The organism is Arthrobacter rhizophilus, from assembly GCF_026241105.1.
GTDB lineage: Bacteria > Actinomycetota > Actinomycetes > Actinomycetales > Micrococcaceae > Arthrobacter.
In genome coordinates this window covers 77,596-103,545 of record NZ_JAPFFT010000006.1, presented here as the reverse complement: position 1 = coordinate 103,545, position 25,950 = coordinate 77,596, and the positions used below count along the sequence as shown (strand labels likewise).

The following is a 25,950-nucleotide window of genomic DNA, read 5'->3' as shown; positions in this document are numbered from 1 at the left end:
AGGTAGCATGGCTGGGTGATCGATACCTCCGTGCGCCCCGCCCCGCAAACCTGGTTGACACGGCCCCGCGAGGCGTTCAGCGCAGAGGCCCTGCGTACGCGGCTCATTGGCAGCATCCAGAGTTGGCGGGACTACCCGCCGTCATTGAGACTGTGGTTCTGGTTGATCCCCACCATCACTGCCGTAATCGGCGGGATCCTGCGTTTTGTCCGCCTCGATGCCCCGCATAGCCTCGTGTTCGACGAGACCTACTATGTCAAGGACGCCTACTCCTTCCTGGTCAGCGGATACGAGCGGAGCTGGCCGGATAAAGCCAACGATGCCTTCAACGCGGGCAACCCCAACATCCTGCTGAACTCCCCCGAATACGTGGTGCATCCCCCGGTAGGAAAGTGGATGATCGCCTTCGGGATGTGGATCTTCGGTTCGGACAATTCCTTCGGCTGGCGATTCTCCGCAGCCCTGACGGGAACTCTCTCCATTTTCCTGATCGCCTTGATCGCCCTGAAGCTGTTCCGTTCCCACATCCTGGGCGCGGTCGCGGGGCTGCTGCTCGCCGTCGACGGCCACCACCTGGTCATGTCGCGCACTTCCCTGCTGGACATCTTCCTGATGTTTTGGCTGCTCGCGGCTTTTGGTGCCCTGCTGATGGACCGCGACGACGGCCGGCGCCGCCTAGCGGCACGGCTCGCCGCGCTTGCGGGCACGTCGAAGGACGGCCGGCCAACGCCATCGCAACTCGCCTCAGGGCCGTGGCTTGGATTTCGATGGTGGCGATTGGCGGCCGGCGTTTGCCTCGGCCTGGCGGTCGGCACGAAATGGTCGGCACTGTTCTTCGTGGCCGGTTTCGGCCTGATGACGGTCTTCTGGGACATGAGCGCTCGGCGCATCGCGGGCATTCGAAGTTGGCCCAGCTCCGCGATCATCAAAGACGGCGTGCCGGCGTTCTTCACCATGATTCCGGTGGCCGGAGCCGTGTACTTGTCCACGTGGACCGGCTGGTTCCTTTCCAAGGACGCCTACTACCGGCAATGGGCCGAAACGAATCCTTCCGACACCTGGGGATGGATTCCCGGACCGTTGCGCTCACTTGCTTACTACCACCTGGAGGCCTACAACTTCCATCAAGGCCTCAGCTCACCCCACCCTTATCAATCGAGTCCGTGGAGCTGGCTGGTCATGGGGCGGCCCACGTCGTTCTACTACGAGTCGCCCAAACAGGGAACGTCCGGTTGCGACCTCTCGAGCTGCACCTCGGCAATCCTGTCCGTGGGCAATCCCGTGGTCTGGTGGGGTGCGACGATTGCCCTCTTCGTGGTGCTTTTCTGGTGGGCCGGACGGCGCGACTGGCGGGCCGGAGCCATCCTGGCAGGGGTCGCCGCAGGGTATCTGCCGTGGTTCATGTATCCGGACCGCACGATGTTCTACTTTTACGCCCTCTCCTTCGAGCCCTTCCTGGTCTTGGCTCTCGTCTACGGATTGGGGCTTGCCCTGGGCAAGAGCAGCGCTCCCCCGTGGCGCCGTCGCTCGGGACTCTACGTGGTGGGGCTGGTGGTGGTTCTTGCAGTGCTGCTGTCGGCGTTCTTCTACCCGGTGTGGACGGCGGAAGTGATCAGCTACCAGGACTGGCGCATGCGTATGTGGATGCCGTCCTGGATCTAGCCACTACTTTTCGAGCGGGCCGTCCCCGGAGGCGGTCGCCTTCGCATCCGCAGGGTCTTCCACAGCCGCATCGTCCTTGGCCGGCAGCCCGCGACGACGGCGGGTAGGCCAGGTGAAGATGAGCGTCAGCAGGGCGACGACGAAGACCAAAGCGCCGATCACTATTCCGGCGTCCATCCAGAACTGTCCAGGGAACAAACGGATCAAGGTGTCGTCGAGCGAAAATGTCCAGGTGCCGTTCGCGAAGAAGATCTGGTGGAACTCCGTGAAGAACTGTTGCCAGCCAAGGGCGGCAAGCGTGCCCAGCCCCAGAATGAGCACAAGAGTGACGATCGAACCGGCGAACAGGCCGCGGCGGATTCCGCCGGTGCTGCGCTTACGCAGGTACAGCATGGCGATGATGCCAATGATGATCATGAGTGCGCCCGCACCGAATGCGGAGAGTATCACGGTCTTGACGTCGGCCATGTGGGAGACTTCTCCCTCCTTGAACAGCTTCTCGCCGTTCCGGTTGACCAGCTCGCCCAAGTAGCGCGGACCGGACCAGTTGCTGAGGTAGTCCACGGCATAGGAACCGTAGGTTATCCGGTCATCGGCATTGAAGCCGTAGCCGTCGCCCGGGAACCCTGGCCGGTAGTACTCCACCCACAAAAACAACGGGCTGGCCACGGCGCGGATTGCCAGCACCAGGAGGACCACCGGGTAGAAGACGGCCAGCAGGACCTGGAAAATGCGCGGAGCCACGGGTTTGGCGTTGGCAGCCTGCTCGCGCTCATGGTTGCGGCGTTCCACCTCGGATTCCGGGGGGCGGACCTGAAGGGCCGACGTCGGCAGGGGCTCTGCGAAGAGCGCCGGTTCCGGCCCGGCTTCGGCCGCCTCGGCGGCCTTGCGGTCAGCCCGGCTCTCGGGCTGTCCGGGCGCGGATTCAACTGCCGGCTTGCCCTCGGGCACCGACTTCGTGGAGTCCTGGCCTCCGTCAGCAGCCATTGCCGTGCGCGTTTCCGGGGCCGCCGACTTGGGGGCGGGCTTCATCCAATCGAAGGCCGGCTCATCGCCGTCGTCATGGATATTCGCGTCCGGGTCTTTGGGGATCGGGCTCTTCTCGGTCACTTCAATTTCACTTCCGTAGGATTCACATGCCGGTGCGGGAACGGTCCGCTGGCAATCTTCTCTGTCTTCGAGCCTACAGTCCGCCCTCGCGGAGCGACGGGGAGCCACCCCGGCGGACGCCGGATTGCGACCGGACCCACGTGCTGTTAAGCGGCTATCTCCCGGTATCCGGCGTCGTTGCTATCCAGGTCACCTGTGGCGCCGGCATGGAACGCCCGTCCGCCCAGCACGAGGGCATAGACCCAGTATGCCGCGAGAACGAGCGAACCAATCAGTATCTTTGCCCATACCGGGAGCGGGCTGGGGGTCACGAAGGCCTCAACGAGTCCGGAAAGCAACAGGACGATCACCAGGCCCAGAGCCACTGTGATCAGTGAGCGGCCCTCGTCTGCCACGGCCTGCATCCTGCGGCGGGGGCCGGGCGAAACCATGGCCCAGAAAATGCGGAGACCACCCGCGGACGCAATGAAAACGGCGGTCAGCTCCATCAGGCCGTGCGGAAGGATGTAGCTGAAAAACACGTCCATCTTGCCGGTGGCGGCAAAAACGCCAGCTGCGATCCCCACGCCCTGTGCGTTCGAGAACAGCATGTATGGCACCCAGAAGCCGGTGATGCCCAAAGCTACGGACTGAGCCGCGATCCAGGCATTGTTTGTCCAGACAGCTCCTGCGAAGGACGCAGCGGGGTTCTCGGAGTAATAGCCAACAAAATCTTGGTCGACGTATTGCTTGACGGCGCTGCTGCTTCCCAGTGCTCTCAACGCGTCCGGCGACGTCCCGATCCACATCGTGTACGCCGCGGCTACAAGGCAAAAGAAGGCCCCGCACCACACCGTCAGCCAGCGCAAGCGGTACAACGCAGCCGGTAAGGACACAACGAAAAAGCGCGCGAGGTCTTCCATGAAATTCGACCTCGCCCCGGTGAATCGGGTGCGGGCCTGGGCCAGGGTCGCCGACAAGGAAGCGGACAGCGCGCTCTCCGGGGCCACGGATCGGATGAGGGACAGGTGTGATGACACCACTTGGTACAACCGCAACAGCTCATCGGCTTCGCTGCCGTCAAGGCGTCGTTTGTGCGCGAGCTCGTGCAAGCGGGACCATTTGGTCCCGTTCACGGCGGAGAAGGCGTCCATGTCCACGGCACTACCCTAGTGCCAACAGTCCCAACACAGTGGCAACAGTCCCAGCACAGTGCCAGAGCAGTGCTGCCGTCCCCAGCAACCCCTGCTGCACATCCGTCTCCACGGCTAGACTCGACCCAGCGGGAGCCGACCGGTCCCGCCCACATCGTGGGAGTGAGTGGCAGTTTTCGGGGGATGGCTTGAGTTCGATCATTACTGGCGAGGCCGTGGTCCTCGAACTGCGGCCGGCATCATTCGGGGCAAGGGCCCTCGGGCTCATGCTCGATGTCCTGGTGCATGTCCTGCTGCTTTTAGGATTGCTGATTCTGCTGAGCGTAGCGGCACCGGGAATCGACGAAGCCGCCGGCCGCGCTATGGTCCTGTCCAGCGTGGTGCTGTGCCTTGTGGTCGTCCCGGTGGCTGTGGAAACGCTGAGCCGTGGCCGCTCGCTGGGAAAGCTGGCTACCGGACTTAGGATCGTGCGCGACGACGGCGGCTCCATCCGCTTCCGGCATGCGCTGATCCGCGGGTTGATCGGCTTCCTGGAGATCTACGCAACCTTCGGCGGACTGGCCATCGCCGTGGCCCTGTTCAACGACAAGTCGAAGAGGCTCGGAGATGTCGTGGCGGGAAGCTATTCCCTCAGGCAGCGCGTTCCCGCTGAACGGAAGATCCTCCCCTACACTCCGCCACACTTGCAGGCTTGGGTGGGAATCGCTGACATCGGCAGGGTGCCGGACGGCACGGCGCGGCGTGCCTCACAGTTCATCCAGCAAGCGTCCCGGATGGCCCCGGAATCACGCACCAGGCTGGCTGGAGCCCTCTCCACCGAACTGGCAGCCCACGTTGCTCCGCCGCCGCCGCCTGGAACGACGCCGGAAGACTATTTGCATGCTGTGCTGTGCGAACGGCGGAACCGGGACCTCGAACGATTGCGCCGCGCAGAGCATCGCAGCGCCACGGTCGGAGCGCGACTCAACAGGCTCCCGTTCACGCGCTAGGCGGGCAACCGGCGTCGTACGCTTGCGACGGCGGTTAGCGCTTCGCGTACTGCGCCCAGGGGATGTTCCAATCGCCAAAGCCGTCGTCGAAGTTGGCGTAATCGCCCTCGGTGTTGACCACTTGGACGACGTCTCCGGTTGTCATGTTGTCGAACACCCATTTCGCACCGTCAGGTCCCAATCCGATGCAGCCGTGCGAGAGGTTTGTGACGCCAATGTAAGGCATAGCCGAGTCCGTGGCCTGATGGATGAACTCCCCGCTGGGCGTCAGACGCGTGGCGTAGTTGACGTCAAGCTGTCCGTAGTAGGCAGGATCCCCTGGCTTGAGACCGATGGTGGAGGCATCCATGTGCTCCACCCGGTACTTTTCCATGAGCACCAGGTAGCCGCGTGCGGAAGGGAACCTGGTGTCGCCCATGGTGTCCGGCCATTCGCCAACCTGCTGATCGTTGACGCTGACCGTGAAGGTGTGGGCCACCGCGTCAGCTATGGCAACCTTCTTGTCTCCGATTTTGAAGGAGTTCGTCTTGTTGAAGTTGCCGATCTGGCCGTTGCCGAAGTCCACCCCGAACAGTTTGAGATCCACTGTCACGGTGCTGTTCGCTGCCCAGAAGTTCTCCGGGCGGTAGCGCACCATCGTGTCGCTGAACCAGTGGAAGGCCCCGGCTTGGCCTGATGTGGACGTGACCGTGATGGCCTTCTCGACAGCAGCTTTGTTGACCACGGGTTCACTGAAAGTGATCTGAAGCGGCTGCGCCACGCCTACCTTGGACCCCTCCAGGGGGTACATCGCGGCGTCGGCCTCGTTCTGGGTGGAAACCGTCGCGAAGGACTGGGTTTTCGACGTGGCGCGGCCAGCCGAATCCGCCACGGTGTAGTTGAAAGTGTATGAAGTGTTGAATTCGAGGGGCGTGGTGGCCGTCCAGCTGAGGCCATCCGGGGTCAACCCGCCCTCAATGGTCTTTCCCTTGGTGCTCGTCAAAGAGACCCTGTCCAGGGTTCCGTCCTTGACGGCGATTGTGACGGGGGCGGCGGGGTTTACCTGTTTGGCCCCGCTCGCAGGTGATGCGACCACCGTGGCGGGCTTTACGACGGGCAGTACGGCACCCGCCTCGCTGCGTTCACCGGATGATCCTTCGGACTCGATCGCCGCGCTGGCCGCATGCGGCGCCACGGCAGCGAAAGTGCCGCTGAGGGCGGCAACGAGGCAGACAACCACGATCCAGGCCATCTTCCGGAACCTGCTTCGCTTCGTCTGCGCAGTGTCCAAGTGCTCGGCAGTGCCATTGTCCACGGGCTCCGCGGCGTCCGGGTGATCGAAGGCGTCAGCATGCTCGAAGGCGTCCCAGCGCTCAGAAGCGTCCGCGTGCCCGCCGTCAGGATTATGACCCATGTTTGATTTCTCCAAAAAACTCGCGCCCCCAAAAAAACTCACGCCCCACAGCCGCATCCTAAGGGGCGTGGCTTGATATTGGCTGGGAGCTCGCCGGTCAGCGCGCTCCCAGCCCGTGTTCTCAGTACCGGTAGTGTTCGGGCTTGTACGGCCCGGCAACGTCGAGATCCAGGTATTCAGCCTGTTCCTTGCTGAGTTCGGTCAATTCCACACCCAAAGCATCCAAGTGGAGGCGAGCGACCTTCTCGTCGAGGATCTTCGGCAGCACGTAAACCTCGTTCGAGTATTCACGCTCGCCTTCGGGCTGGTCCTTCTTGGTCCACAGCTCGATCTGGGCGATCGTCTGGTTGGCGAAGGAGTTGCTCATGACGAACGACGGGTGACCGGTCGCGTTGCCAAGGTTCAGGAGCCGGCCTTCGGAAAGCACAATGATCGATCGCTCATTTCGGCCATCCGCTGCGGGGAACACCCATTCGTGGACCTGCGGCTTGATTTCGACCTTCTGGACGCCCGGAAGCTTTGCCAATCCGGCCATGTCGATCTCGTTGTCGAAGTGGCCGATGTTGCCCACGATCGCTTTGTTCTTCATGCGGAGCATGTCGGAGGCCATGATGACGTCTTTGTTGCCCGTGGTGGTGATGAAGATATCGCCCTGTTCCAGCACCGATTCAAGTTTGGCCACCTGGTAGCCGTCCATGGCTGCCTGGAGTGCGCAGATGGGATCGATCTCGGTCACAATGACCCGTGAGCCCTGGCCCCGGAGTGCCTCGGCGGCGCCTTTGCCGACGTCACCGTAGCCGCAGACGACGGCGACCTTGCCGCCCATGAGGACATCCGTGGCACGGTTGATGCCGTCCGGCAGCGAGTGGCGGATGCCGTACTTGTTGTCGAATTTGCTCTTCGTCACGGAGTCGTTGACATTGATGGCCGGGAACAGGAGCTTGCCCTGTTCGGCGAGCTGGTAGAGGCGGTGCACTCCCGTAGTGGTTTCCTCGCTCACGCCACGGATGCCGGCAGCAATGCGGGTCCACTTCTTCGGGTCGGCTGCGAGGCTCTTGCGCAGCACATCGAGGACGAGTGCGTACTCTTCGGGATCGTCATCCGTCGCGGCGGGCACCACACCTGCGGCTTCGAACTCAACGCCCTTGTGGACCAGCATCGTGGCGTCGCCGCCGTCGTCGAGGATCATGTTGGGGCCAAACTCCGGGTTCGAATCCGCGCCGGGCCAGCTGAGGATCTGCTCGGCGGTCCACCAGTATTCCTCGAGGGTCTCGCCTTTCCAGGCGAACACAGGAACGCCTCGAGGATCCCCGACCGTCCCCTTGCCGACCACTACGGCGGCAGCGGCCTCGTCCTGCGTGGAGAAGATGTTGCAGGAGGCCCAGCGGACCTCGGCGCCTAGGGCGGTCAGTGTCTCGATGAGAACCGCGGTCTGCACGGTCATGTGCAGGGAACCGGCAATGCGGGCTCCCTTGAGCGGCTGGCTCGGACCGAACTCGGCGCGCAACGACATGAGGCCTGGCATTTCGTGCTCGGCCAAGCGGATCTGGTGGCGCCCGGCTTCGGCCAGGGAGATGTCGGCAACCTTGTAGTCGAAAGTCATGGAAGTCCTTAGAAGTACCGAATGGTTGAAGTCAGTTGGGGCTCAGGCGTGGCGGGGTCCGTCGTGCTGGTCCGAGGCAGCGGCGTTGGCGGCGGCCAGCAGCTCCGGAGGCAGCAGCAAGGGGATTCCGTCCTGGATGGCGTAGCGGATCTTTTCACCCGAGGCGGCCGCCGCCGTCGAGACAAGTTCCTCGCCGTCCTGCTCCAACGGGGACCCGGTGACCGGGCAACGCAGGATGGACAACAATTCAGGACTGACCTTTGGCATGGTTGAAGCTCCCTGGATGGCACCATCACAGGCGCCGCTTTGGACTGATATGCAGCTTCCAGAGTACAACCCGGCGGCACCGGGAACCTTGTCACAAAGGGAGCAGCGACACACGGGGTCAGACAGCGCGCGGTTCGTGCTGGACGCGAAGGAGTTCAGGAGGGATCGCGCAGGATGCGCAGGTGGCGCCTTGCGGTTCCCTCGGCAGGGGCCGGTCCATCAAAGGGGGCGCGGGCAGTGCGCTGTTCCGGCGCCGGGGCCGAGGCCGCTTCGCGCACGGCATTGGCCAGGGCGAGGAGATCGTCCGGCCCGGGCTGCGGCGGCGAGGACGGCATGGCGAGCCGCATGACTTCCCAGCCCCTCGGTACCGTCAGCGATTCCGCATGCTGCGCGCACAGATCGTAGGAATGGGGCTCGGCATACGTAGCCAGAGGACCCAGCACCGCCGTCGATTCGGCGTAGACGTACGTCAAAGTGGCCACCGCGGATTGGCGGCAAGCTGATCTGGAACACTGACGAATTGCACCCACAACATCCCAGATTAGCCGCACTTCGCCGCGGCGCGGTGCATTGCCCCTGAGAGGGCATTATGTCGCGTTGGAGTAGGCACGGGTCTAAAGTCGATATATGCAGTCACAGCACCACGTTCCGGGCTTCACAGTCCATTTGTCTGATACCGAGGACAGCCAGGAAACGACGACGGCGGGCACGTCCGTACGCGGCTTCAGGCAGCGCCGCAGAAACCGCCACGGGCGCGGGTTGCGCGGGGAAATCATGCTTCCCAACGTTCCCGGCTACCGGACGCGTGCGGAAAGGTTCGACGACCTCGTGCTGGATTCCGCCGAACGGCTGCAGGATATGTGGGGAAAACGGCTCGACGGCGTCTCGTTCGCCGTTGACGAGATCCCACCAAACCTCGAGGAACTGGTAGCCCAAGGCACACCGGCACCGTTGGGCTCATACGCCCCGGCAGCCCACGGAGCAGGACCCGTCATCACCATCTATCGGCGCGTCGTAGAGCACACCACCGGTGGCCGCGAGGACCTCCAGGACCTGGTGCACGACGTCGTCGTCGAATACACCGCCGAGATGCTCGGCGTCCCGCCGGAGACCCTGGACCCTGTCTACCGCCGTCGTTACCAGTAAGCCGCGGCCCGGCAGGGCTCTACCCGGTAAACCGCCGCTCAGTAACCCAGAGTGACCTGTACTTTTTCGTGGCCCGCCGCGCCATCTTGAATGGTCAAGACCGAAACTCCGGATTGATCGCCCTGGCCGAGCACGAGCGCGCCGTAGGCCGCGTCTCCTGCCGCCGACACGATATAGCCGGAAATCGCGGCACCGTCGGATTTCTCCGGAACCCCGATGACTGAGGTGGTTCCCCCGGCGATTTCCACAGTTTCCGTCTTGTGCACCTTGCCGTCCGACGTGACCGGCGTGTAGCTGACCGTGGCGCGGCCTGCCGGCACGCCGAAGCTGAGGAAGCGTGTGCCTCCCTGAGGCACCGCCATGACATGCTGGCTGCCCAAACGGACCGCGGCCGGAGACCAAGCGAAGTCCACGGGATCCTCAGCCTTGAGTCCTCGTGTTACGCGGGTGGACGCGGCGAAGGGAACGTCCGAGGTAGCGCTGACTGTGTACATACCGGCGGGGACGCCCGTGAGCGGCACTTGGGTGACCGAACCCGCTTTGGCAGTCACCGCTCCCCCGCCGGGCAGCGTGCGTTGCCCGTTCGGCCCGAACAACCGAACATCGAGCACCGCATTGGCGGGACCGGGGACGGTAATCTGCAATGCCGGAACGGCGTCGGAAAACCCTGCCTTGTCGCCAAGCGACTTCACGGCGGCCGGGTCCTGGATGTCCACCCCCGTCATGACCTGGGAGTCGGCGGCAGCAGCGCCCGGGGTAATCAGCTCGACACCCCCGGCCGTCAGGCCGCGGAGAACGCTTTGCTGGATGCTTGCCGCAACCGGCCCGCCGCTGCTGCGCAGGTGCACCGAGAGCTGGCCCTCGTTCGGGGCCAGCCCGGCCAAGTTGATGGATCGCGTAGTTCCAGGCGAAACCAGCAAGCCCCGGCTGTCCGGGGCCTGGATCTGGCCACGGGCACCGTACAGGTCAAGGTTGACGGTGGCCGGTGTGCCCGAAGCGTTGCTGATGTCCAGAATTGCTGTTTGTCCCAGTGCGGTGCCGGCGCCCAGGAGCCAGGCATCGTTGCGCGGTTGCTGGCAGGGTGCGGCCGCAAGGCCGCGGAGATCGCCGTCGCTGGCCGTGTAGCTCATCAGGCCCGCCACGGCGGCCTTTTGGCCACTGATGGGATCCGCACCCAACACGGTTACTTCACCCGCCGGCCGTTGGGCGACGACGCCTGCGTTAAGGACGGGAGGTCCGGGCGCAGGGGTCTGCACGGCGGCCGGAGGCTTGGCGATTTCGGCGACCACGGACCCGCCCAAGGCGGCCAGGCTGCTTCCGGGAACAGAGCCGGCGGCGTCGCTGAGCACTACCGCATCCAGGAAACTCTTGGCTGAACGCGAAATGGGGCTGAATTGTGTGTCGGTGCCCGCGGCGGTTCCTTCGGGGAGGCGAGGAGGCGCCGGACACACGGCGGTCGCCTTGCCCGCAGGGACATCGGCAAGGGACATGTCCAAGGTCTTGCTCCCTGACGGTGCCGGGACTATGGATGCCGCAGAGACCATGCCCGCCCCTGCCGCAAGAAGTATCGCCGCGGAGAGCACGCCCAATACAACGCCCTTGTTCTTGTTCGCGGCTTTGCGCTGGCCGCGCTCCCTTGTCTCTCCGATGCCCGACGCCGAACTTCCCCGTCGGGTGGGCGTTGCTGACGTACGGTCTTGGTTGTCAGACACTGCTGTATTCCTTACGGAGAGTTTTTTGTTCCTTCAGGAGGCCGGTTTTCGGCCTGCGGGCAGGCATGGGAATGGCCAGCAGGATAGTCAAACCAATCACTACGGCCTGCAGAATGCCGAGCCACGGTTCCCAAACAGTGGTGTAACGGATCTCGATTTTGCCGCCTGCAGCCGGCAAGGTGAACGCTTGGGCCCATCCAGAGGTGGTCGGGCTCAGCCGACGGCCATCCAGCCAGGCGCTCCAGCCGGCATCTGCCCGCTCAGAGAGCACTACCAGGCGGCCATCCCCGCCAGCCGGGATGTCACCCGCAGCAGATGTTCCGACGGAGGGAAGGAGCGCAACAACCGCGCCCTTGGCGTCCACCACCCGGACCCGGTGCGCCGTTTCGGCGTCCGCCGCGGCAGCCCGGTTCAGCGGCGTGACACGCCACAGCCACCCGGAATCGGTCTTCCCCACAGCTACTAGGCCAGGAACGGAGTCTATCCGGTTGGCGGTCAGCTGGGCAGCGGTGTCGGCTGACTTCAGAACAACGAATCCGGCACCGAGTTGCTCAAGGCTTGGCCGCGGGTCGACGCCGGTTCCCGCGACAATAGTGGCTACCGCATTCCGGATGGACGCAGTCGCGTCGTCGTCGGCCGCAAGACGTTCCTGGCCCGGCGAGCCCACGATGGAACTGGCGGCGGCCACAGTGGAGAGCGAGTCCAGCGTAGTGCCGGCCCCACGCATCAGGGATGACGTGTACCCACCGTTGTCACCGGCCGTGATGACCAGCGTGCGGGTCTGTTCGGGCCCTTGGCCGTGGTCGACGGCGGTAGCCGGAAGGGTGTTCTGCCCTGCCGGTTGAATCAGGCGCGGGGTTCCGAGGGCACCACTGGCCGACGGCACCGTATCCGTGTTGGTCATGACGTTCTGTGTTGCCCACACCCCCATGCTGGCCAGGGGTCCGGCAACCAGGAGAAGGGTTGTCACAGCAGAGAGGACTCGCACTGCGGCGCGCCTGACCGGCATGTCATCCTCCGCCTTGGCCTTGAGTTGGAGGAGGTTTTCCGCTCCAATCAGCGCGGCTCCCAGGACAGCGAACCCGGCGGCGGAAACTGCCGGCCCCGTGAAGGATGCTACGAGCATGTTGCCGTTGGCGGCTGTTGCCACATGTTCCGCGAGCCAGGCCCAGGCCAGGAGCAGGAGGGCCCCCGCCCAAAGGAAACGTGTGACACGTGAGCGCCGTCCGGGCACAAAGAGGGCCGCAACAGACAGCAGGAGGACCGGCGCGCCAACCAGGACAGCAAGCAACAGCGCCCACGGCACACCCGACGGGCCAAACAATGCCAACCCGGCCAATCCGCCGTTGATATCGAATTTCAGGGGTTGGCCCAGCAATTGCTGCCACAACGGCGCGGCTTCGAACCCGAGCGGGAGGCCTGGATCGGCCAGCATCGCGCGGGGCCGCTCCAGGACCGAGAGCACATACGGTGCAAAGAGCGCCGCGCTCGGAAGCAATGACCACCAGACCGTCCGCCCGCGCCGCCCCAGGGCGATAGCGCAAAAGACAACGAGGACGGCGATGGGGGGCAGCAGGGACGGCGCAGAGGCCGTCACTACCGCCAGCGCCAGTCCGGCCGCGGCAGCAGCGGTCCATGACGGCGTGCCGTTGATGCCCGGTTTCCCCGGCAAAGGTTTGGCTGAGGCAGCACCGGACGGCTGGTGCTGATGCTGCTTGGACTTAGCGCCCCGACCCAGTGCTGATCCCGTGGCCCGCAAGAGTGCCAGAACCAACAAAGGCATCACCACATGGGCCAGGAGGGCCCCAAGCCTTCCTTGGTTCACAGCGACCTGGAGAACCGGAGCACCGGCCCAGACCAGCGCAGCAATGAAGCGGTAACGGCGCAGCGTGGTCAACGCGCCGGCGGCAAACCAGGCACCTAGTCCGGACAAAGGCATGGCCAGCAACAACAGCCACACGATGGCTGCATTGGAGTCGCCCGCCCCGAGCATCGACACGAGCCACAGTACGTAGGCGAAGGGATCTCCGTGCCCGGGCAGTCCTGCGCCCAAGTTGATCCACCAGCTGGACGCTGAGCGCCAGATGTCAGCCGCGGTGGCCACCGGCAGCAGTCCGCCGCCGATCACCCCGCCCGCGCCCAGGAGTCCCAGCAGGCCTACGAAGGAGGCGGCCAGGGCAACGAATCCGGCCGCTACTGCACCTGCGCCGATCCACCCTCGCTCATTCGTAGCGAGGGCTGCGAAATCGTCGCCAGCATCGCCGCTCGGTTCCGGAGCCAGGGAATCCTGCGTCTCCTGGAAATCGTCTGCACCAATCGCTTCTACAAGGGAGCGGCGGTGGGCCCAAACCTCGCGCCGCGGAGTCTGCAGGCCCTTGATTACGGAGCGCCGCACCCGCCGCGTCCGGGCGGCGTTCCTCCTGGCACGCCAAATCGCCCTGGGACGGCCCAGAGCCGCAAGGGTGGCGCCGAGTTGGGATATTCCGTGGGCTGGCTCCTTGACCAGAATGCTCAAGACCAGCCGCAACAGGCCGCCGAGCAAGGCGCCGATGACGTGCAGCGGGACCTTCCATGGCGAGGCATGCGTGAGCCTCAAATGGACCTGGCTCTTGCGGGCTGCGGCAGGTGTCGACAGGCTGTGGGGCCGGTTCTCGACGTGGAACATGCGCGCCGCCGGGACCACCACAACCCTGTTGCCCGCAAGCCAGTTGCGCCAGCAGAAATCGACGTCGTCTCCTACGCCCGGTAGCGCCGGGTCAAAGCCGCCCAACTGCTCCCACGCGTCACGCCGGATCAGCATGCCCGCGGAATTCACCGCGAACGTGTCGGTACGGCCGTCGTACTGACCTTGGTCGAGCTCGTCGGCCTCGATCAGCGTGAGCCTTTCGGCCCAGCGGCTCGTGGACAGGCCGGCGTCGATGAGCTTGCGTTCCGCGTCCCAGGCCAGCTGCTTGCAACCAGCCACCGTCACTGAGGGAGCACGCTCGACTGCCTGAAGCAGCTCGGCGAGCGCCTCCGGGGCGGGAGCGGCGTCGTCGTGCAGCAGCCAGATCCATTCCGTGGTTCCCCGTTCCTTCGAAGGAGCCGAACGGGCCAGTCCGGCCATGACGGCTGCGCCGAAGCCTATTTTGGATTCGCCTGTGCTGGTGACGTTGCCCTCGCCGAGCGCCCGCCGCAGCAACGCTGCGGACTTGTCGCGGGAGCCCGTATCAATGCCAATGGCGGCATCTGCCGGACGCGTCTGGTCCAGCAGAGCCGCCAGGGTTCTGGGGAGATAGTTACCGCCGTCATGCGAGACGACGACGGCGGTAACGTGTACTGCCTTGAGAATCAGACCGCTCGCTTCCTCAGCCTGCGGCGTTCACGCTCGGAAAGCCCGCCCCAGATACCAAAACGTTCATCATTGGCGAGTGCGTATTCAAGGCACTGCGAACGTACATTGCACGCACCGCAAACCTTCTTGGCATCCCGCGTGGACCCCCCTTTTTCGGGGAAGAAGGCCTCGGGGTCCGTCTGGGCGCACAAGGCGTCCGTTTGCCAACCGAGTTCGCCTTCGTCGTCGAAGTCCCCTTGGCCAGGGAGCCCGATCCACACTGGCTGGGCCGGGTTGTCGAATGGACGGCGCAGCTCCATGGGAGGATCGTCAAGATCGTCCTCCGGATCTACCGGCATGTCCCCTACGAGGGCCTCGTGTGCGGCCAGAAGGGCTGTTGCCTGATCTTCCAACGACTCGCGAGTGGTCTCGATATAACGGTCCGCCGCCTGCGGATCTGCCGGGTCAACATACCAATCCCCCGGAACTTCCCGCGATCGGTACTTAACCGACGCATATTCCGCGACGACTGCATCTTCCTGGATACGCAACGCTTGCCCCATGGCGTCCCTTCCTGATGTTGCAGATACTGCCGTGCTCATTCGGTACCCGGTTATGTACCCGATACTCCCGCAGCGGCGTTCGATATCTAATTACACGCGTGTAACTACCAAGCCGTCAAGCCGCGCCGCGATAATAATCAACTTTCCGCACTAACTGGTGCCACGCCACGCCCGGGATTTTTCCGCGCCGCCCGCGCGCCCCCGGGAAAAACGGAAGCCCTGAATCAGTTAATATGTATTTTCGTTGAATTTCAGGGAAATCATGCGGCCCGCCGGATCGTCGCGCGAACCACCCCGCTCGGCCCCATGTGGCGCAACTCACATACGCCCCGTGGCCGCGCGGGCGCCCCGTGGCAAGATGTAGCCATGAGCACTCCCGCGATGAACCTGATGGCAGCCCTGCGTTCCGGGCACGCCACGTCACCCCGCCTGACCTGGTACGGACCGGATGCCGAACGGGTGGAGCTTTCAGGCCGGGTTCTGGACAATTGGGTCGCCAAGACCAGCAACCTGCTTCAGGACGAGTTCGACGCCGAGCCGGGCATGAGCCTGCGCCTGGACCTGCCGGCCCATTGGAAGTCCCTGGTGTGGGCGCTGGCCGGCTGGCAATTGGGCATGGAATTGGTGCTCGACGGCGGCAGCGCCGATCTTCTCGTGACGGACACCCCCGACGCCGGTGCTGGCGCGGACTTTGATGCGGTCGTCGCCGTGCCGCTGGCGGCACTCGCGATGCGTTGGCCCGGGGAACTGCCGGTCGGCGTCGTGGACTACGCAGCAGAGGTCCGCTCCCACGGCGACGTGTTCATGGCCCACGCCGAACCGGACCCCGCGCTGCCCGCCCTGCGCCGCCCTGAAGCCGGACACGCGCACAATGAATTGCTGGACGGCTTTGCCAAGGAACACGAGACCGGCGTTCGGCTGCTGGTCCGTGCGGCCGACGGCTTGGAATCAGCACTGGCGGATGCGTTGGGCGCATGGAAAGAAGACGGCTCAGTGGTGCTGGTTCACCCCGACGTTGAAGTCACCCAGCACCTGCTGGACAACGAGCGCGTTAGCGGCGCTTGACCGCTTCTTCGCCCTCACCGGAGCCGGCGCTAGCCTCGGCATTAGCGGCGTGGATGGCCTTGGCCTTGGCCTTGTGATGGGCTTCGATGAGCTCGTGGTCATGCGAGAAGGCCGGCTCTTCGTCGAGTTCCTTGTTGAACACGAGGAAGCGGTAGGCGAAGAAGCGCACAACTGTGGCCACCAGGATGCCGACCACGCCGGCACCGAAGAGGATGTTCTTATCCTGGATATTCATCCCGTATTTGGCGATGGCCGTGAGGCCGGTGGAAATACCGATGCCAATGCCGTTGATGATGATGAACATCACGAACTCGCGCACCACGTTGTCCTGGCGGCGGTGGCGGAACGTCCAGAAGCGGTTGGCAATCCATGAGAACACCGTGGCCACAGTGGCTCCGACGAAACGGGCCTTGGCCTCGCTGTCCGACATCGGACCGTGCATGAGATAGTAGGTCAGGCCGTTATCTATGACGAACGCAACACCGCCAACAGCGCCGAACTTGGCTACTTCGCGCCAAAAGAGCGAGGCAAGTCCGCGGATGCGATCTGCAAGTGTGTTGATCATGACCCTCCATGGCCGTTGTTCTAGGGGGCCGATGGGCCGAAGTCTCCATTTTAGCGCCGATTCCGTGAAGCTTGCCCAATTGTTCCGCGCCAACGGCCCCGCACGGGAACCCTTTCGGCAGCTGTGCAGGGCAACGATGGCAGCAGAATCCAGGAACGGGCTGCTGGTTCGGTAGGCTGAACCTTGTGACTTTTCCTGTAATTGGCGTGGTGGGCGGCGGCCAGCTCGCACGAATGATGGCTCCGGCCGCTACCGCTCTTGGCTTTGAACTCCGTGTCCTTGCTGAAGGTGAGGACGTTTCTGCCGTCCAGGCCGTGGCGACGGCTCCAGTCGGCGACTACAAGGACCTCGCGGCCTTGCTCGAGTTCTCCAAGGGATTGGACGTCATGACGTTCGACCATGAGCACGTCCCCACCGAGCACCTTCGTGCCCTTATCGAGGCCGGCGTCAATGTCCAACCCGGCCCGGATGCCCTCGTGCACGCGCAGGACAAACTGGTGATGCGTGCAGCGATCGACCGCCTCGGGCTGCCCAACCCGGAGTGGGCAGCCGTCCACGGCGTCGAAGACCTTGTGTCTTTCGGTGAGCAGATCGGCTGGCCGATCGTCTTGAAGACTCCGCGCGGCGGCTATGACGGCAAGGGCGTGCGAATCGTTCACTCCGCCGACGACGCCCGGACCACCACGGACTGGTTCGGGGCCATGAGCCCGCTGCTGGCCGAGGCGAAGGTTGAGTTCAGCCGCGAGCTGTCCGCGCTCGTCGCAAGAACTCCCGACGGCGAATCGCGCGCCTGGCCGGTTGTCCACACTGTCCAGGTGGACGGAGTCTGCGACGAAGTCATTGCGCCTGCCCAGGATATTCCCGTGGAAGTCGCCGCCGCCGCCGAAGAGGCAGCGCTGCGGATCGCCAATGAACTCGGCGTCACTGGCGTCATGGCGGCAGAACTCTTCGAGACTCCCGGCGTCGGGGTCGGTTTCCTGGTCAACGAGCTCGCCATGCGTCCGCACAACACGGGCCACTGGACGCAGGACGGCTCCGTCACCAGCCAGTTTGAGCAGCACTTGCGCGCAGTCCTCAACCTCCCCCTCGGCGCCACCGACGCCTTGGGCGCGGTGGTGGTCATGAAGAACTTCCTGGGCGGCGCCAACCAGGATCTCTTCAGCGCCTACCCCAAGGCCCTCGCTTACGAGCCCGCCGCGAAGGTCCACTGCTACGGCAAGTCCGTGCGGGCCGGCCGCAAGATCGGCCACGTGAACCTCGTCGGCAACTCCACAGCAGACGTCGATTCCATCCGGCACCGCGCCACCGTTGTTGCCGACATCATCCGTGACGGCCGCATGCCGGCAGAAACCACCACCGAGGAGACCGCATGAGTGCAGAAAAGACGGGTGCCGAAAACACGGGTGCGGAGAAGGCCGCCCCGATCGTAGGACTGGTCATGGGCTCCGACTCCGACTGGCCGGTCATGGAAGCTGCGGCGGACGCCCTGGCCGAATTCGGCATCCCCTTCGAAGCCGACGTGGTCTCCGCCCACCGCATGCCCACGGAAATGATCCGCTACGGGCAGAGTGCCCATGAGCGCGGCATCCGCGTCATCATCGCCGGAGCAGGCGGAGCTGCCCATTTGCCGGGAATGCTCGCATCCGTCACCCCGCTGCCCGTGATCGGCGTCCCGGTCCCGCTGAAGACCCTGGATGGCATGGATTCCCTGCTGTCCATCGTTCAGATGCCCTCAGGCGTACCCGTGGCGACCGTGTCGATCGGCGGCGCCCGCAACGCCGGCCTCCTGGCCGTGCGCGTGCTTGCTTCCGGAACCGATGAACTGGCCGTCAGGCTTCGTGGCGATCTGCTCGAGTTTGCCCAGGAGCTCAACAACACTGCCACGGAGAAAGGGGCCAGGCTCCGCGACAAGGTGGCCGAAGTGTTCTCCACTGCCAACGTCTCCGCTCGGAGCAGCCGCTAAGAGAGCGTTGCGATGCAAGCGCCCGAACTTATCCGAACGTACCGCCTCGTAATGACAAGGATCCCCTGCCGTGTACCTGCTTGAGAACGTTCTGCGACCGTATGCATGGGGATCGACGACGGCGATCTCCACCCTGCTGGGAAGGCCCGCCTCGGGCGGACCCGAGGCGGAGTTGTGGATCGGAGCGCACCCCGACTCGCCGTCAATGGCCACGCGCCCCGATGGATCCTCCGTTGCCTTGGACGCCCTGATCAACGCAGATCCCACCCATTTCCTGGGCGAATCCAGCCTGGCCGAATTCGGTCCCCGGCTGCCGTTCCTCACCAAGCTTCTTGCAGCGGACAAGCCCCTGTCCTTGCAGGTCCACCCCCGCTTGCAGCAGGCCCGGGACGGGTTCGCGAAGGAAAATGCCGCGGGCTTAGCTGCCGATGCACCCGAGCGCAACTACCGGGACGACAACCACAAGCCGGAAATGATCTTCGCGCTGACCCCGTTTGAGGCGCTCTGCGGTTTCCGTCCAGCCGCCGATTCGCAGCGCGTTTTCCAGCACCTCGCGACTCTCCTGGACCTGGCCGCCGTCGACGTCCCGGAGGTCATTACAGGGGTCATCGCAGACCTGTCTGGCCCTGATGAGTCCGCCGCTCTCAAGGCTGCGTTTATCCGCCTGATTACCGGTGGGGATGCCGTCTCAACGGCAACGGAGCAGGCGGTCTCCGTCTTGAAGTCGGGCGCACCGATGGGTATCCACACCGCGGAGCTCACCACGTTGGTGGGCATCAACAGTGAGTTCCCGGGCGATCCGGGTGTCCTGATTTCCTTGCTTTTGAATCTTGTCTTCCTGGCACCGGGCGAATCCGTGTACCTGCCGGGCGGAAACGTCCACGCTTACTTGAGGGGCCTTGGCGTGGAGGTCATGGCGGCTTCGGACAATGTGCTCCGCGGTGGCCTCACTCCCAAGCACATCGATGTTCCCGAACTTCTGAAGACCATCGAGTTCGCTTCCCTCGGGGTGCCCCGCATTGCGCCGCGGACCTCCGGATTTGGCCAGGATCTCTATGTGCCGCCGTTCCGGGAATTCCAACTCCAGCGCATCGAGTTGGCTCCCGGAGCGGAACCGGTGCCGCTGGCTCAAGTCGGTCCCGCCGTCGTCGTGGTCGTGTCGGGTTCCGTCGTGCTCGACTCCCCCAAGAGCGAACTCGCCGTCGCGCGTGGCGGAAGTGCGTTCATCCCGGCGGCCGAAGAGCCCGTCATGGTGCACCCGGCTTCCGGAGCAGCGGAAACGAGCGTTGCGTTCGCCGTCACAACGGGGCTGGGGAACTAGGCCGTGGAGTATTTCCTGCAGACGCCCGCTTGGGCGTCCTTCCAGCGTTCCCTCGGACGTACCGTGCACGAGGAGTCCGGCCTGGGGTGGCGTTTCCTTGCTGTGGAGGAAAAGAACCCTGCCGGCAAGGTGATCTACACGCCGTACGGACCCGTAGCCGATTCGCTGGAGGCCTTCGACGAGGCTGTAGGGGCACTCGTGGACATCGCCCGTCGCAACCGGGCGGTGTTTGTCCGAATGGAACCGGTCACCGCCGGGTTCGAAGCCGTCGACGCCGGTGCAATACTTCGGGCTCGCGGCCTGCAGCCTGCGCCGTCCAACCAGCAGCCGGAACTGAGCTGGATTGTGGACCTCGACGGCGATTTCAAGGACGTCCTTGCGGGCATGAAACCAACAAACCGGAACCTGTATCGCAACATCCACAAGAAGGGCGTAACGTTCCGGTCTTCGCAGAATCCTGAGGAGATCTCGGTACTTCTCGACTTCCTGCACATGACGGCGGCACGGAACGGCTTCAAACCCCAAAGCGACGACTACTTGAGCTCGGTAGCCCGCTCCCTCATGCCTGCCGGCGCTGGCACCCTGTTCATCGCCGAACTGGAAGGCGAGCCCATTGCCGCCGCTTTGGCGTACGACTCCGCAGACACGCGTACCTACGCCCACGCGGCGCTCGATGACACGCACCGCAAGCTCAGCGCGGGCATCCCGTTGCTGGTGACGCTCATGGCCGATGCCAAGGACAAGGGGCTCAAGCACGTTGACCTATGGGGCGTGGCCCCAGAAGGGGACCCCGAGCATAAGTGGGCCGGATTCACTGCCTTCAAGAAGTCCTTCGGCGGCCGCGAAATCGCCTATCCGGGCACGTGGGACCTTCCCGTCAACAAGCTCCGATACGGTGCATACCAACTCGCGCGGAAGCTCCGCGAAAAGCTCCGCTGACGCTCTTTCTCACAAAAAACCGGGGCTTGTTTCCCGTTCCGTTGCTTCAAGCTCCGGAATGGGAAACAAGCCCCGGTCTTGTGGGTCCTACTTGCGGGCGTAGCCTTCCCACTTGCTGGCCTGGTGCTCGCCGTCGACGAAGCGGATGGTGCCGGACTTGGAGCGCATCACGATGGACTGGGTCAGGACCTTGTCCTTGGAGTAGCGCACGCCCCTGAGGAGGTCACCGTCGGTGATGCCCGTGGCTGCGAAATAGCAGTTGTCGCTGGTCACGAGGTCGTTCGTGGACAGCACGCGTTCGAGGTCGTGGCCGGCGTCGATGGCCTTCTGCTTCTCGTCGTCGCTGGTGGGCCAGAGTCGGCCCTGGATGACACCGCCGAGGGACTTGATGGCGCAAGCGGCAACGATGCCTTCCGGGGTGCCGCCGATGCCCATCAGGGCATCGACGCCGGTGCCGGAACGTGCCGCTGCAATGGCGCCTGCGACGTCGCCGTCCATGATGAACTTGGTGCGGGCGCCGGCTTCGCGGATTTCCTCCACCAGCGGGCGGTGGCGGTCGCGGTCCAGGATCATGACGTTGAGCTGGTTGACCTTGACGCCCTTGGCCTTGGCGATCAGGTGCAGGTTCTGCTTCACCGGCAGGCGCAGGTCCACCATGTCAGCGGCCTCGGGACCGGTGACGAGCTTTTCCATGTAGAACACTGCGGAGGGATCGAACATGGTGCCGCGTTCGGCCACTGCCAGCACGGCGAGGGCGTTGTTGATGCCCAGGGCAGTCAGCCGGGTTCCATCGATGGGGTCGACGGCGACGTCGCACTCCGGCCCGGTACCGTCACCGACGTGCTCGCCGTTGAATAGCATGGGGGCTTCGTCCTTCTCACCCTCGCCAATGACAACGACGCCGTTGAAATGGACGGTGTGGAGGAACGAGCGCATAGCGTCAACCGCGGCGCCGTCGGCCTTGTTCTTGTCGCCGAAACCAACCCAGTGACCTCCGGCAATGGCCGCGGCCTCGGTGACGCGGACAAGTTCGAGGGCCAGGTTGCGGTCCGGCTCATCGGTTCCGACGGCGAGGGCCGGCGAAATCGTGGAATACGTCTGGGACATTGGCGCTGGAGACACGTGAACCTCTTCTTCGATGATGCGATTCGTGGGACCAGGAACGGCCACGCTTGGCGGCCTGAATCATTCCTCTACAAGAGATCATAGTCGGGGACGGGCAGACGGGTCATGGGATGACCGACTCTCGAAATACCCCTTGCGCGGATTGTCCGATGTGTATTAGCCGCTTGGATAAGGGACTATTGAAGCGTGAGTGATACGCAGGACAAAGCAATTGCCGCCTTCCCCTCGAACAATGGCAATGATGGCAGCAGTGGCGGCCCCAGCACCGACGAGGCCAGCCAACCGATCGTCAGGCCCGTCATCCCGGCGAAAGCAGCCAAACGCGCCAACGCCTCGGTGATCGGCATGCTCATCGCGTTGCTCCTCTGCGTGGTGGCATTCCTGCCGATCGTGCTCATGAACCCGGCGCCGAAGAGCAATGGCTACCGGCCCAACGTCAATGTCGCAGCAACCGCCGCCAACGCCAAAGATGTGGCGGGTTTCACACCCGTCGCGCCCGATACCGGCGACACATTTAGTCCAAACTACGCCCGCTGGGTATCCGGGACCGGTGACGGCGTACCCACCTGGGAGGTCGGGTACCTCACTCCCAAGCAAGCGTTCATCGGAATTGTCCAGACCCGCAAGGCCAATCCCACGTGGATTTTCCAGCAGACCGGCAGCGCCCCGGTCACCGGGACGCGTAACGCAGGCGGCCACGACTGGGAGCTCCATGACACGGCCAAGGGCAACCGCAGCATGGTCCTGAACTACCGCGGCACCACGATCATCCTGAGTGGCGGCGCAGGATTGGACGAGTTCTCCACGTTAGCCACAGCGGTGGTGAAGGCGGTCGACGCAGTTCCGGCAGCTTCCCCGGACGCAACCACGAAGCCTGGCGAAACAGTTTCGCAGCCTGCCACCTCCAAGCCGTAAAGTAGCGCCGTGGCCACTTATCTGACTCCTGCACTTGCCTGGCGCCGTTTGCGCGAAGGAAATGAACGTTTTGTCGCCGGCGAGTCCATGCACCCCAACCAGGATGCCTCGCGCCGGAACTCCCTTGTTGAAGACCAGCATCCCTTCGCCGTGATTTTCGGTTGCTCGGATTCCCGCCTGGCCGCTGAGATCATTTTCGACCTCGGACTCGGCGATGCCTTCGTAGTCCGCACGGCCGGTCAGGTGATCGACGACGCCGTCCTCGGTTCGCTTGAATACAGCATTTCCGAACTTCACGTCCCCCTCATCGTGATCCTTGGCCACGACAGCTGCGGAGCCGTGACAGCGACCAAGACCGCCGTCGAGACCGGTGAAATGCCCGCGGGATTCATCCGTTCCCTGGTGGAGCGCATCACACCGTCCGTGCTCACAGCCATGCGCAACGAGCAGACGGACGTCAACGACATGGTGGTGGAGCACGTCAAGCAAACGGCCCGTCGATTGGCGGACAGTTCCCGTGTGATTTCCGCCGCGATCGACGACGGCCGCGCCGCCGTCGTCGGGCTTTCCTACAAACTGGACGAAGGCCGTGCGGCGCTGGTTTCCGGCATCGGCAAGCTGTAGGCCCGGCCCTGCAACGCGGTCGATGGGGCGGTAACCAGCAGCCGTAGCTTTGCACCGCCGGTTTTCGGTCAAGCGGCCGCTCGCCATAAGCTAGCCCCATGACTTCCACTCAAGAATCCAACACGGCCGAGTTCCGTATTGAACATGACACGATGGGCGAAGTTCGCGTCCCCGTGAACGCACTGTACCGCGCCCAGACGCAGCGCGCCGTGGAGAACTTCCCGATCTCCGGCAAGACCCTTGAGCGCGCACACATCGAGGCCCTGGCCCGCGTCAAAAAGGCCGCGGCTCTCGCAAACGCCGAACTTGGGGTGCTCGACGGTGAGCTCGCCGAGGCCATTGCCAACGCTGCCGACGAGGTTGCTGCCGGAAAGTACGACGGCGACTTCCCCATCGACGTCTTCCAGACCGGTTCGGGCACGTCGTCCAACATGAACACCAACGAGGTCATCGCGGAACTGGCCACGCGCGCCCTCGCCTCCGCCGGAAGTGACAAGGTTGTCCACCCGAACGACCACGTCAACGCCTCCCAGTCCTCCAACGACGTCTTCCCGACGTCCGTCCACGTCGCCGCAACATCGGCCCTGATCAACGATCTGATCCCGGCCCTCGAATACCTGGCTGCTTCCCTGGACCGCAAGGCCGTGGAGTTCAAGGACGTCGTCAAGTCCGGCCGTACGCACCTCATGGATGCCACCCCGGTGACCTTGGGCCAGGAGTTCGGTGGCTACGCCGCGCAGGTCCGTTACGGCATCGAGCGCATCAACGCCGCCCTCCCCCGCGTTGCTGAGGTTCCACTGGGCGGCACCGCCGTCGGCACCGGCATCAACACCCCGGAAGGCTTCCCGGAGCGCGTCATCGAGCTCCTCGCCGCCGACACCGGCCTGCCGCTCACCGAGGCGCGCGACCACTTCGAGGCGCAGGCCAACCGCGACGGCCTCATCGAAGGCTCCAGCCAGCTGCGCAACATCGCGATCTCCTTCATGAAGATCAACAACGACCTCCGCTGGATGGGATCCGGCCCCAACACGGGACTTGGCGAAATCTCCATCCCGGACCTCCAGCCGGGCTCTTCGATCATGCCCGGCAAGGTCAACCCGGTCATCTGCGAAGCCTCGATCATGGTCTGCGCGCAGGTCATCGGCAACGACACCGCCATCGCCTGGTCCGGCACCAACGGCGCCTTCGAGCTCAACGTCGGCATCCCCGTGATGGCCGCCAATCTGCTCGAATCCATCAGGCTCCTGGCCAACACCAGCCGCGTCATGGCCGACAAGATGATCGATGGCATCACCGCCAACGTTGAGCGCGCCCGCTTCCTGGCCGAGGCGTCCCCGTCCATCGTGACCCCACTGAACAAGTTCATCGGATACGAAGCAGCGGCAAAGATCGCCAAGAAGGCCGTTGCCGAAGGCCTCACCATCCGCGAGGCCGTGGTCTCCCTCGGTTACCTCGAACGCGGCGAACTGACCGAGGAGCAGCTGGACAAGGCTCTCGACGTCACCACCATGACCCGCCCGGCCCACAAGGCCTAGCCTCCTCCTAGTCCAACTAGCCAGCCCGACGGCGGCCGGCATCTTCCCAACGGAAGGTGCCGGCCGCCGTTGTCGTTATCGCCCCAAGAGCCTTTTTGCACTTGGGACGAAGAGGCGGAACGCCTCGAAGCAGAACGGCTCGGAGCGTCCGCCGAGGGGACCGTCGAGAACGTTAAGGTCCACGCCGGCGAGCTCACCCGGCGCTGAGGCTAGGACATGCCCGGCCTTGGCTCGGACCAGTGGACATATCAGGAATATGCCCAGTGCCCGGGTACAAAGCTGGGCATGTCCACCGGGCCGAATGTCGGACTCCATCGTCTACTGGCCGGCCAAACAGGGGCGCCGCAATCTTCGGGGGTGCGGCGCCCCTCGCGGCCCGTCAATCGCGCTGATACGCGACGGCGGTGCCCGGTTCCAGCGCGAGCCTGATGGTTTCGCGGTGGCCGGCACTGATTTCAGGCAACTCGTCCAGGGCAAACCAGCCGACGGCGACTGATTCGTCGTCGTTGACGCGGGCCTCTCCGGAGACGTAACGGCATTTGAAGGCAATATCCAGGAAGTCGCAGACGTCCCCGTTGGGATAGGTGACCGGGCCGATCACCCCTACTGCCAGGATCCGCTCCGTCTCGGCCACCACGGCGGTTTCCTCGAAGATCTCCCGGATCAATCCCGGCGCCGGGTGCTCACCTGGTTCCAGCATCCCCGTAATCAAGGTCCAACGGCCATTATCGGCCCGTTGGCACAGAAGGACCCGGTTCTCGTCGTCCAAAACCACGCCTCGCACGCCAGGCAGCCACAGCGGATCATTGCCGATCTTCTCGCGGATTTGGAGGATGAATTCCGGAACCGCCACTGCCTTAGCCCGCTTTCGTTGAAACAGTTTTCACCAGCAAGAGCTTCGCCTCCGATTCCGGATGGGATCCGCCAGTAGGGCGAGTATCCCATTGGCGCAGCGCGAATGACAGCGGGCGGGCTGTTCGGGTGGGCGGGCTGTTCGGGTGGGCGCC

At 64.2% G+C, this 25,950-nt stretch carries 23 protein-coding genes; 11 read left to right on the top strand and 12 right to left on the bottom strand.

The window, feature by feature from the left end; genetic code table 11:
* Window positions 1-15: 15 nt before the first annotated feature.
* On the top strand, window positions 16-1,662 hold the full coding sequence (locus tag OOZ51_RS07475) for a dolichyl-phosphate-mannose--protein mannosyltransferase (RefSeq protein WP_265978636.1): 1,647 nt from the start codon (window positions 16-18) through the stop codon (window positions 1,660-1,662).
* Between the two features lie 3 nt (window positions 1,663-1,665).
* Here the strand turns inward: OOZ51_RS07475 and OOZ51_RS07470 are convergent, their stop codons facing one another.
* Window positions 1,666-2,772: a TIGR01906 family membrane protein gene (locus tag OOZ51_RS07470; protein WP_265978635.1), complete on the bottom strand. Its 1,107-nt coding sequence runs from the start codon at window positions 2,770-2,772 to the stop codon at window positions 1,666-1,668.
* A 146-nt stretch (window positions 2,773-2,918) separates the two neighbouring features.
* Window positions 2,919-3,911, bottom strand: coding sequence for a stage II sporulation protein M (locus OOZ51_RS07465; protein ID WP_265978634.1), 993 nt, complete (start codon window positions 3,909-3,911; stop codon window positions 2,919-2,921).
* Between the two features lie 182 nt (window positions 3,912-4,093).
* On the opposite strand from OOZ51_RS07465, the gene OOZ51_RS07460 reads away from it, so the two are divergent.
* The gene (locus tag OOZ51_RS07460; protein ID WP_265978633.1) at window positions 4,094-4,894 is read left to right on the top strand and encodes an RDD family protein; all 801 of its coding nucleotides are present in this window, start codon (window positions 4,094-4,096) and stop codon (window positions 4,892-4,894) included.
* Window positions 4,895-4,928: 34 nt separating this feature from the next.
* Here the strand turns inward: OOZ51_RS07460 and OOZ51_RS07455 are convergent, their stop codons facing one another.
* The 4 genes from OOZ51_RS07455 to OOZ51_RS07440 all read right to left on the bottom strand — a co-directional run bounded on the left by OOZ51_RS07455 (window position 4,929) and on the right by OOZ51_RS07440 (window position 8,687).
* Complete coding sequence (locus OOZ51_RS07455; RefSeq protein WP_265978721.1) at window positions 4,929-6,125, bottom strand: L,D-transpeptidase; 1,197 nt, start codon at window positions 6,123-6,125, stop codon at window positions 4,929-4,931.
* 283 nt (window positions 6,126-6,408) lie between these two features.
* The gene (gene ahcY / locus OOZ51_RS07450) at window positions 6,409-7,890 is read right to left on the bottom strand and encodes an adenosylhomocysteinase (RefSeq protein ID WP_265978632.1); all 1,482 of its coding nucleotides are present in this window, start codon (window positions 7,888-7,890) and stop codon (window positions 6,409-6,411) included.
* A 42-nt stretch (window positions 7,891-7,932) separates the two neighbouring features.
* The gene (locus OOZ51_RS07445) at window positions 7,933-8,157 is read right to left on the bottom strand and encodes a Trm112 family protein (RefSeq protein ID WP_265978630.1); all 225 of its coding nucleotides are present in this window, start codon (window positions 8,155-8,157) and stop codon (window positions 7,933-7,935) included.
* A gap of 155 nt (window positions 8,158-8,312) precedes the next feature.
* A complete protein-coding gene (locus OOZ51_RS07440) occupies window positions 8,313-8,687 on the bottom strand; it encodes a DUF3499 domain-containing protein (RefSeq protein ID WP_265978629.1) in 375 nt (124 codons plus the stop codon).
* Between the two features lie 97 nt (window positions 8,688-8,784).
* Between OOZ51_RS07440 and OOZ51_RS07435 the strand changes: the two genes are divergently transcribed.
* Entirely contained in the window at window positions 8,785-9,303 is a 519-nt protein-coding gene (locus tag OOZ51_RS07435; RefSeq protein ID WP_265978627.1) for a metallopeptidase family protein, read from the top strand.
* 38 nt (window positions 9,304-9,341) lie between these two features.
* Here the strand turns inward: OOZ51_RS07435 and OOZ51_RS07430 are convergent, their stop codons facing one another.
* Genes OOZ51_RS07430 through OOZ51_RS07420 form a run of 3 tightly spaced genes read right to left on the bottom strand, consistent with a single transcriptional unit; the run spans window position 9,342 to window position 14,891 of the window.
* On the bottom strand, window positions 9,342-11,015 hold the full coding sequence (locus OOZ51_RS07430) for a DUF5719 family protein (RefSeq protein WP_265978625.1): 1,674 nt from the start codon (window positions 11,013-11,015) through the stop codon (window positions 9,342-9,344).
* Complete coding sequence (locus tag OOZ51_RS07425) at window positions 11,008-14,346, bottom strand: glycosyltransferase family 2 protein (protein WP_265978720.1); 3,339 nt, start codon at window positions 14,344-14,346, stop codon at window positions 11,008-11,010. Before OOZ51_RS07425 ends, OOZ51_RS07430 begins: the two co-directional genes overlap by 8 nt.
* Window positions 14,346-14,891 (bottom strand): WhiB family transcriptional regulator, encoded by a 546-nt coding sequence (locus OOZ51_RS07420; protein WP_265978718.1) that lies wholly within the window; start codon window positions 14,889-14,891, stop codon window positions 14,346-14,348. Before OOZ51_RS07420 ends, OOZ51_RS07425 begins: the two co-directional genes overlap by 1 nt.
* Window positions 14,892-15,257: 366 nt before the next feature.
* Between OOZ51_RS07420 and OOZ51_RS07415 the strand changes: the two genes are divergently transcribed.
* Window positions 15,258-15,956: a TIGR03089 family protein gene (locus OOZ51_RS07415; protein ID WP_265978624.1), complete on the top strand. Its 699-nt coding sequence runs from the start codon at window positions 15,258-15,260 to the stop codon at window positions 15,954-15,956.
* Here OOZ51_RS07415 and OOZ51_RS07410 read toward each other — a convergent pair.
* Window positions 15,943-16,521 (bottom strand): GtrA family protein, encoded by a 579-nt coding sequence (locus tag OOZ51_RS07410; protein ID WP_265978623.1) that lies wholly within the window; start codon window positions 16,519-16,521, stop codon window positions 15,943-15,945. The two genes, OOZ51_RS07415 and OOZ51_RS07410, sit on opposite strands and share 14 nt — an antisense overlap.
* Before the next feature lie 185 nt (window positions 16,522-16,706).
* Between OOZ51_RS07410 and OOZ51_RS07405 the strand changes: the two genes are divergently transcribed.
* From OOZ51_RS07405 to OOZ51_RS07390, 4 genes are all read left to right on the top strand, one after another.
* A complete protein-coding gene (locus tag OOZ51_RS07405) occupies window positions 16,707-17,894 on the top strand; it encodes a 5-(carboxyamino)imidazole ribonucleotide synthase (RefSeq protein WP_265978621.1) in 1,188 nt (395 codons plus the stop codon).
* Window positions 17,891-18,484 carry a 5-(carboxyamino)imidazole ribonucleotide mutase gene (gene purE / locus OOZ51_RS07400; RefSeq protein WP_265978620.1) on the top strand — a complete coding sequence of 198 codons (594 nt, stop codon included), beginning with the start codon at window positions 17,891-17,893 and terminating at the stop codon, window positions 18,482-18,484. The genes OOZ51_RS07405 and purE overlap by 4 nt, the downstream gene beginning before the upstream one ends.
* A 70-nt stretch (window positions 18,485-18,554) precedes the next feature.
* Window positions 18,555-19,805, top strand: coding sequence for a mannose-6-phosphate isomerase, class I (gene manA / locus OOZ51_RS07395; RefSeq protein ID WP_265978619.1), 1,251 nt, complete (start codon window positions 18,555-18,557; stop codon window positions 19,803-19,805).
* A gap of 3 nt (window positions 19,806-19,808) precedes the next feature.
* On the top strand, window positions 19,809-20,744 hold the full coding sequence (locus OOZ51_RS07390) for a lipid II:glycine glycyltransferase FemX (protein WP_265978617.1): 936 nt from the start codon (window positions 19,809-19,811) through the stop codon (window positions 20,742-20,744).
* Window positions 20,745-20,831: 87 nt separating this feature from the next.
* Here the strand turns inward: OOZ51_RS07390 and glpX are convergent, their stop codons facing one another.
* Window positions 20,832-21,851: a class II fructose-bisphosphatase gene (glpX, locus tag OOZ51_RS07385; RefSeq protein WP_265978716.1), complete on the bottom strand. Its 1,020-nt coding sequence runs from the start codon at window positions 21,849-21,851 to the stop codon at window positions 20,832-20,834.
* A 204-nt stretch (window positions 21,852-22,055) separates the two neighbouring features.
* On the opposite strand from glpX, the gene OOZ51_RS07380 reads away from it, so the two are divergent.
* The 3 genes from OOZ51_RS07380 to OOZ51_RS07370 all read left to right on the top strand — a co-directional run bounded on the left by OOZ51_RS07380 (window position 22,056) and on the right by OOZ51_RS07370 (window position 24,943).
* On the top strand, window positions 22,056-22,784 hold the full coding sequence (locus OOZ51_RS07380; RefSeq protein WP_323054701.1) for a DUF4245 domain-containing protein: 729 nt from the start codon (window positions 22,056-22,058) through the stop codon (window positions 22,782-22,784).
* Between the two features lie 9 nt (window positions 22,785-22,793).
* A complete protein-coding gene (locus OOZ51_RS07375) occupies window positions 22,794-23,408 on the top strand; it encodes a carbonic anhydrase (RefSeq protein ID WP_265978616.1) in 615 nt (204 codons plus the stop codon).
* A gap of 98 nt (window positions 23,409-23,506) precedes the next feature.
* A complete protein-coding gene (locus tag OOZ51_RS07370; RefSeq protein ID WP_265978615.1) occupies window positions 23,507-24,943 on the top strand; it encodes a class II fumarate hydratase in 1,437 nt (478 codons plus the stop codon).
* A 379-nt stretch (window positions 24,944-25,322) separates the two neighbouring features.
* On the opposite strand, the gene OOZ51_RS07365 is transcribed toward OOZ51_RS07370, so the two are convergent.
* The gene (locus OOZ51_RS07365) at window positions 25,323-25,796 is read right to left on the bottom strand and encodes an NUDIX hydrolase (RefSeq protein WP_265978614.1); all 474 of its coding nucleotides are present in this window, start codon (window positions 25,794-25,796) and stop codon (window positions 25,323-25,325) included.
* Between the last annotated feature and the right edge of the window lie 154 nt (window positions 25,797-25,950).

Bases quoted from the DNA above. Each gene is read 5' to 3' on its own strand.
- OOZ51_RS07455 (WP_265978721.1), bottom strand. From the start codon at position 6,125: ATGGCCTGGATCGTGGTTGTCTGCCTCGTTGCCGCCCTCAGCGGCACT.
- ahcY (WP_265978632.1), bottom strand. From the start codon at position 7,890: ATGACTTTCGACTACAAGGTTGCCGACATCTCCCTGGCCGAAGCCGGG.
- OOZ51_RS07445 (WP_265978630.1), bottom strand. From the start codon at position 8,157: ATGCCAAAGGTCAGTCCTGAATTGTTGTCCATCCTGCGTTGCCCGGTC.
- OOZ51_RS07435 (WP_265978627.1), top strand. From the start codon at position 8,785: ATGCAGTCACAGCACCACGTTCCGGGCTTCACAGTCCATTTGTCTGAT.
- OOZ51_RS07420 (WP_265978718.1), bottom strand. From the start codon at position 14,891: ATGGGGCAAGCGTTGCGTATCCAGGAAGATGCAGTCGTCGCGGAATAT.
- OOZ51_RS07415 (WP_265978624.1), top strand. From the start codon at position 15,258: ATGAGCACTCCCGCGATGAACCTGATGGCAGCCCTGCGTTCCGGGCAC.
- OOZ51_RS07410 (WP_265978623.1), bottom strand. From the start codon at position 16,521: ATGATCAACACACTTGCAGATCGCATCCGCGGACTTGCCTCGCTCTTT.
- purE (WP_265978620.1), top strand. From the start codon at position 17,891: ATGAGTGCAGAAAAGACGGGTGCCGAAAACACGGGTGCGGAGAAGGCC.
- glpX (WP_265978716.1), bottom strand. From the start codon at position 21,851: ATGTCCCAGACGTATTCCACGATTTCGCCGGCCCTCGCCGTCGGAACC.
- OOZ51_RS07370 (WP_265978615.1), top strand. From the start codon at position 23,507: ATGACTTCCACTCAAGAATCCAACACGGCCGAGTTCCGTATTGAACAT.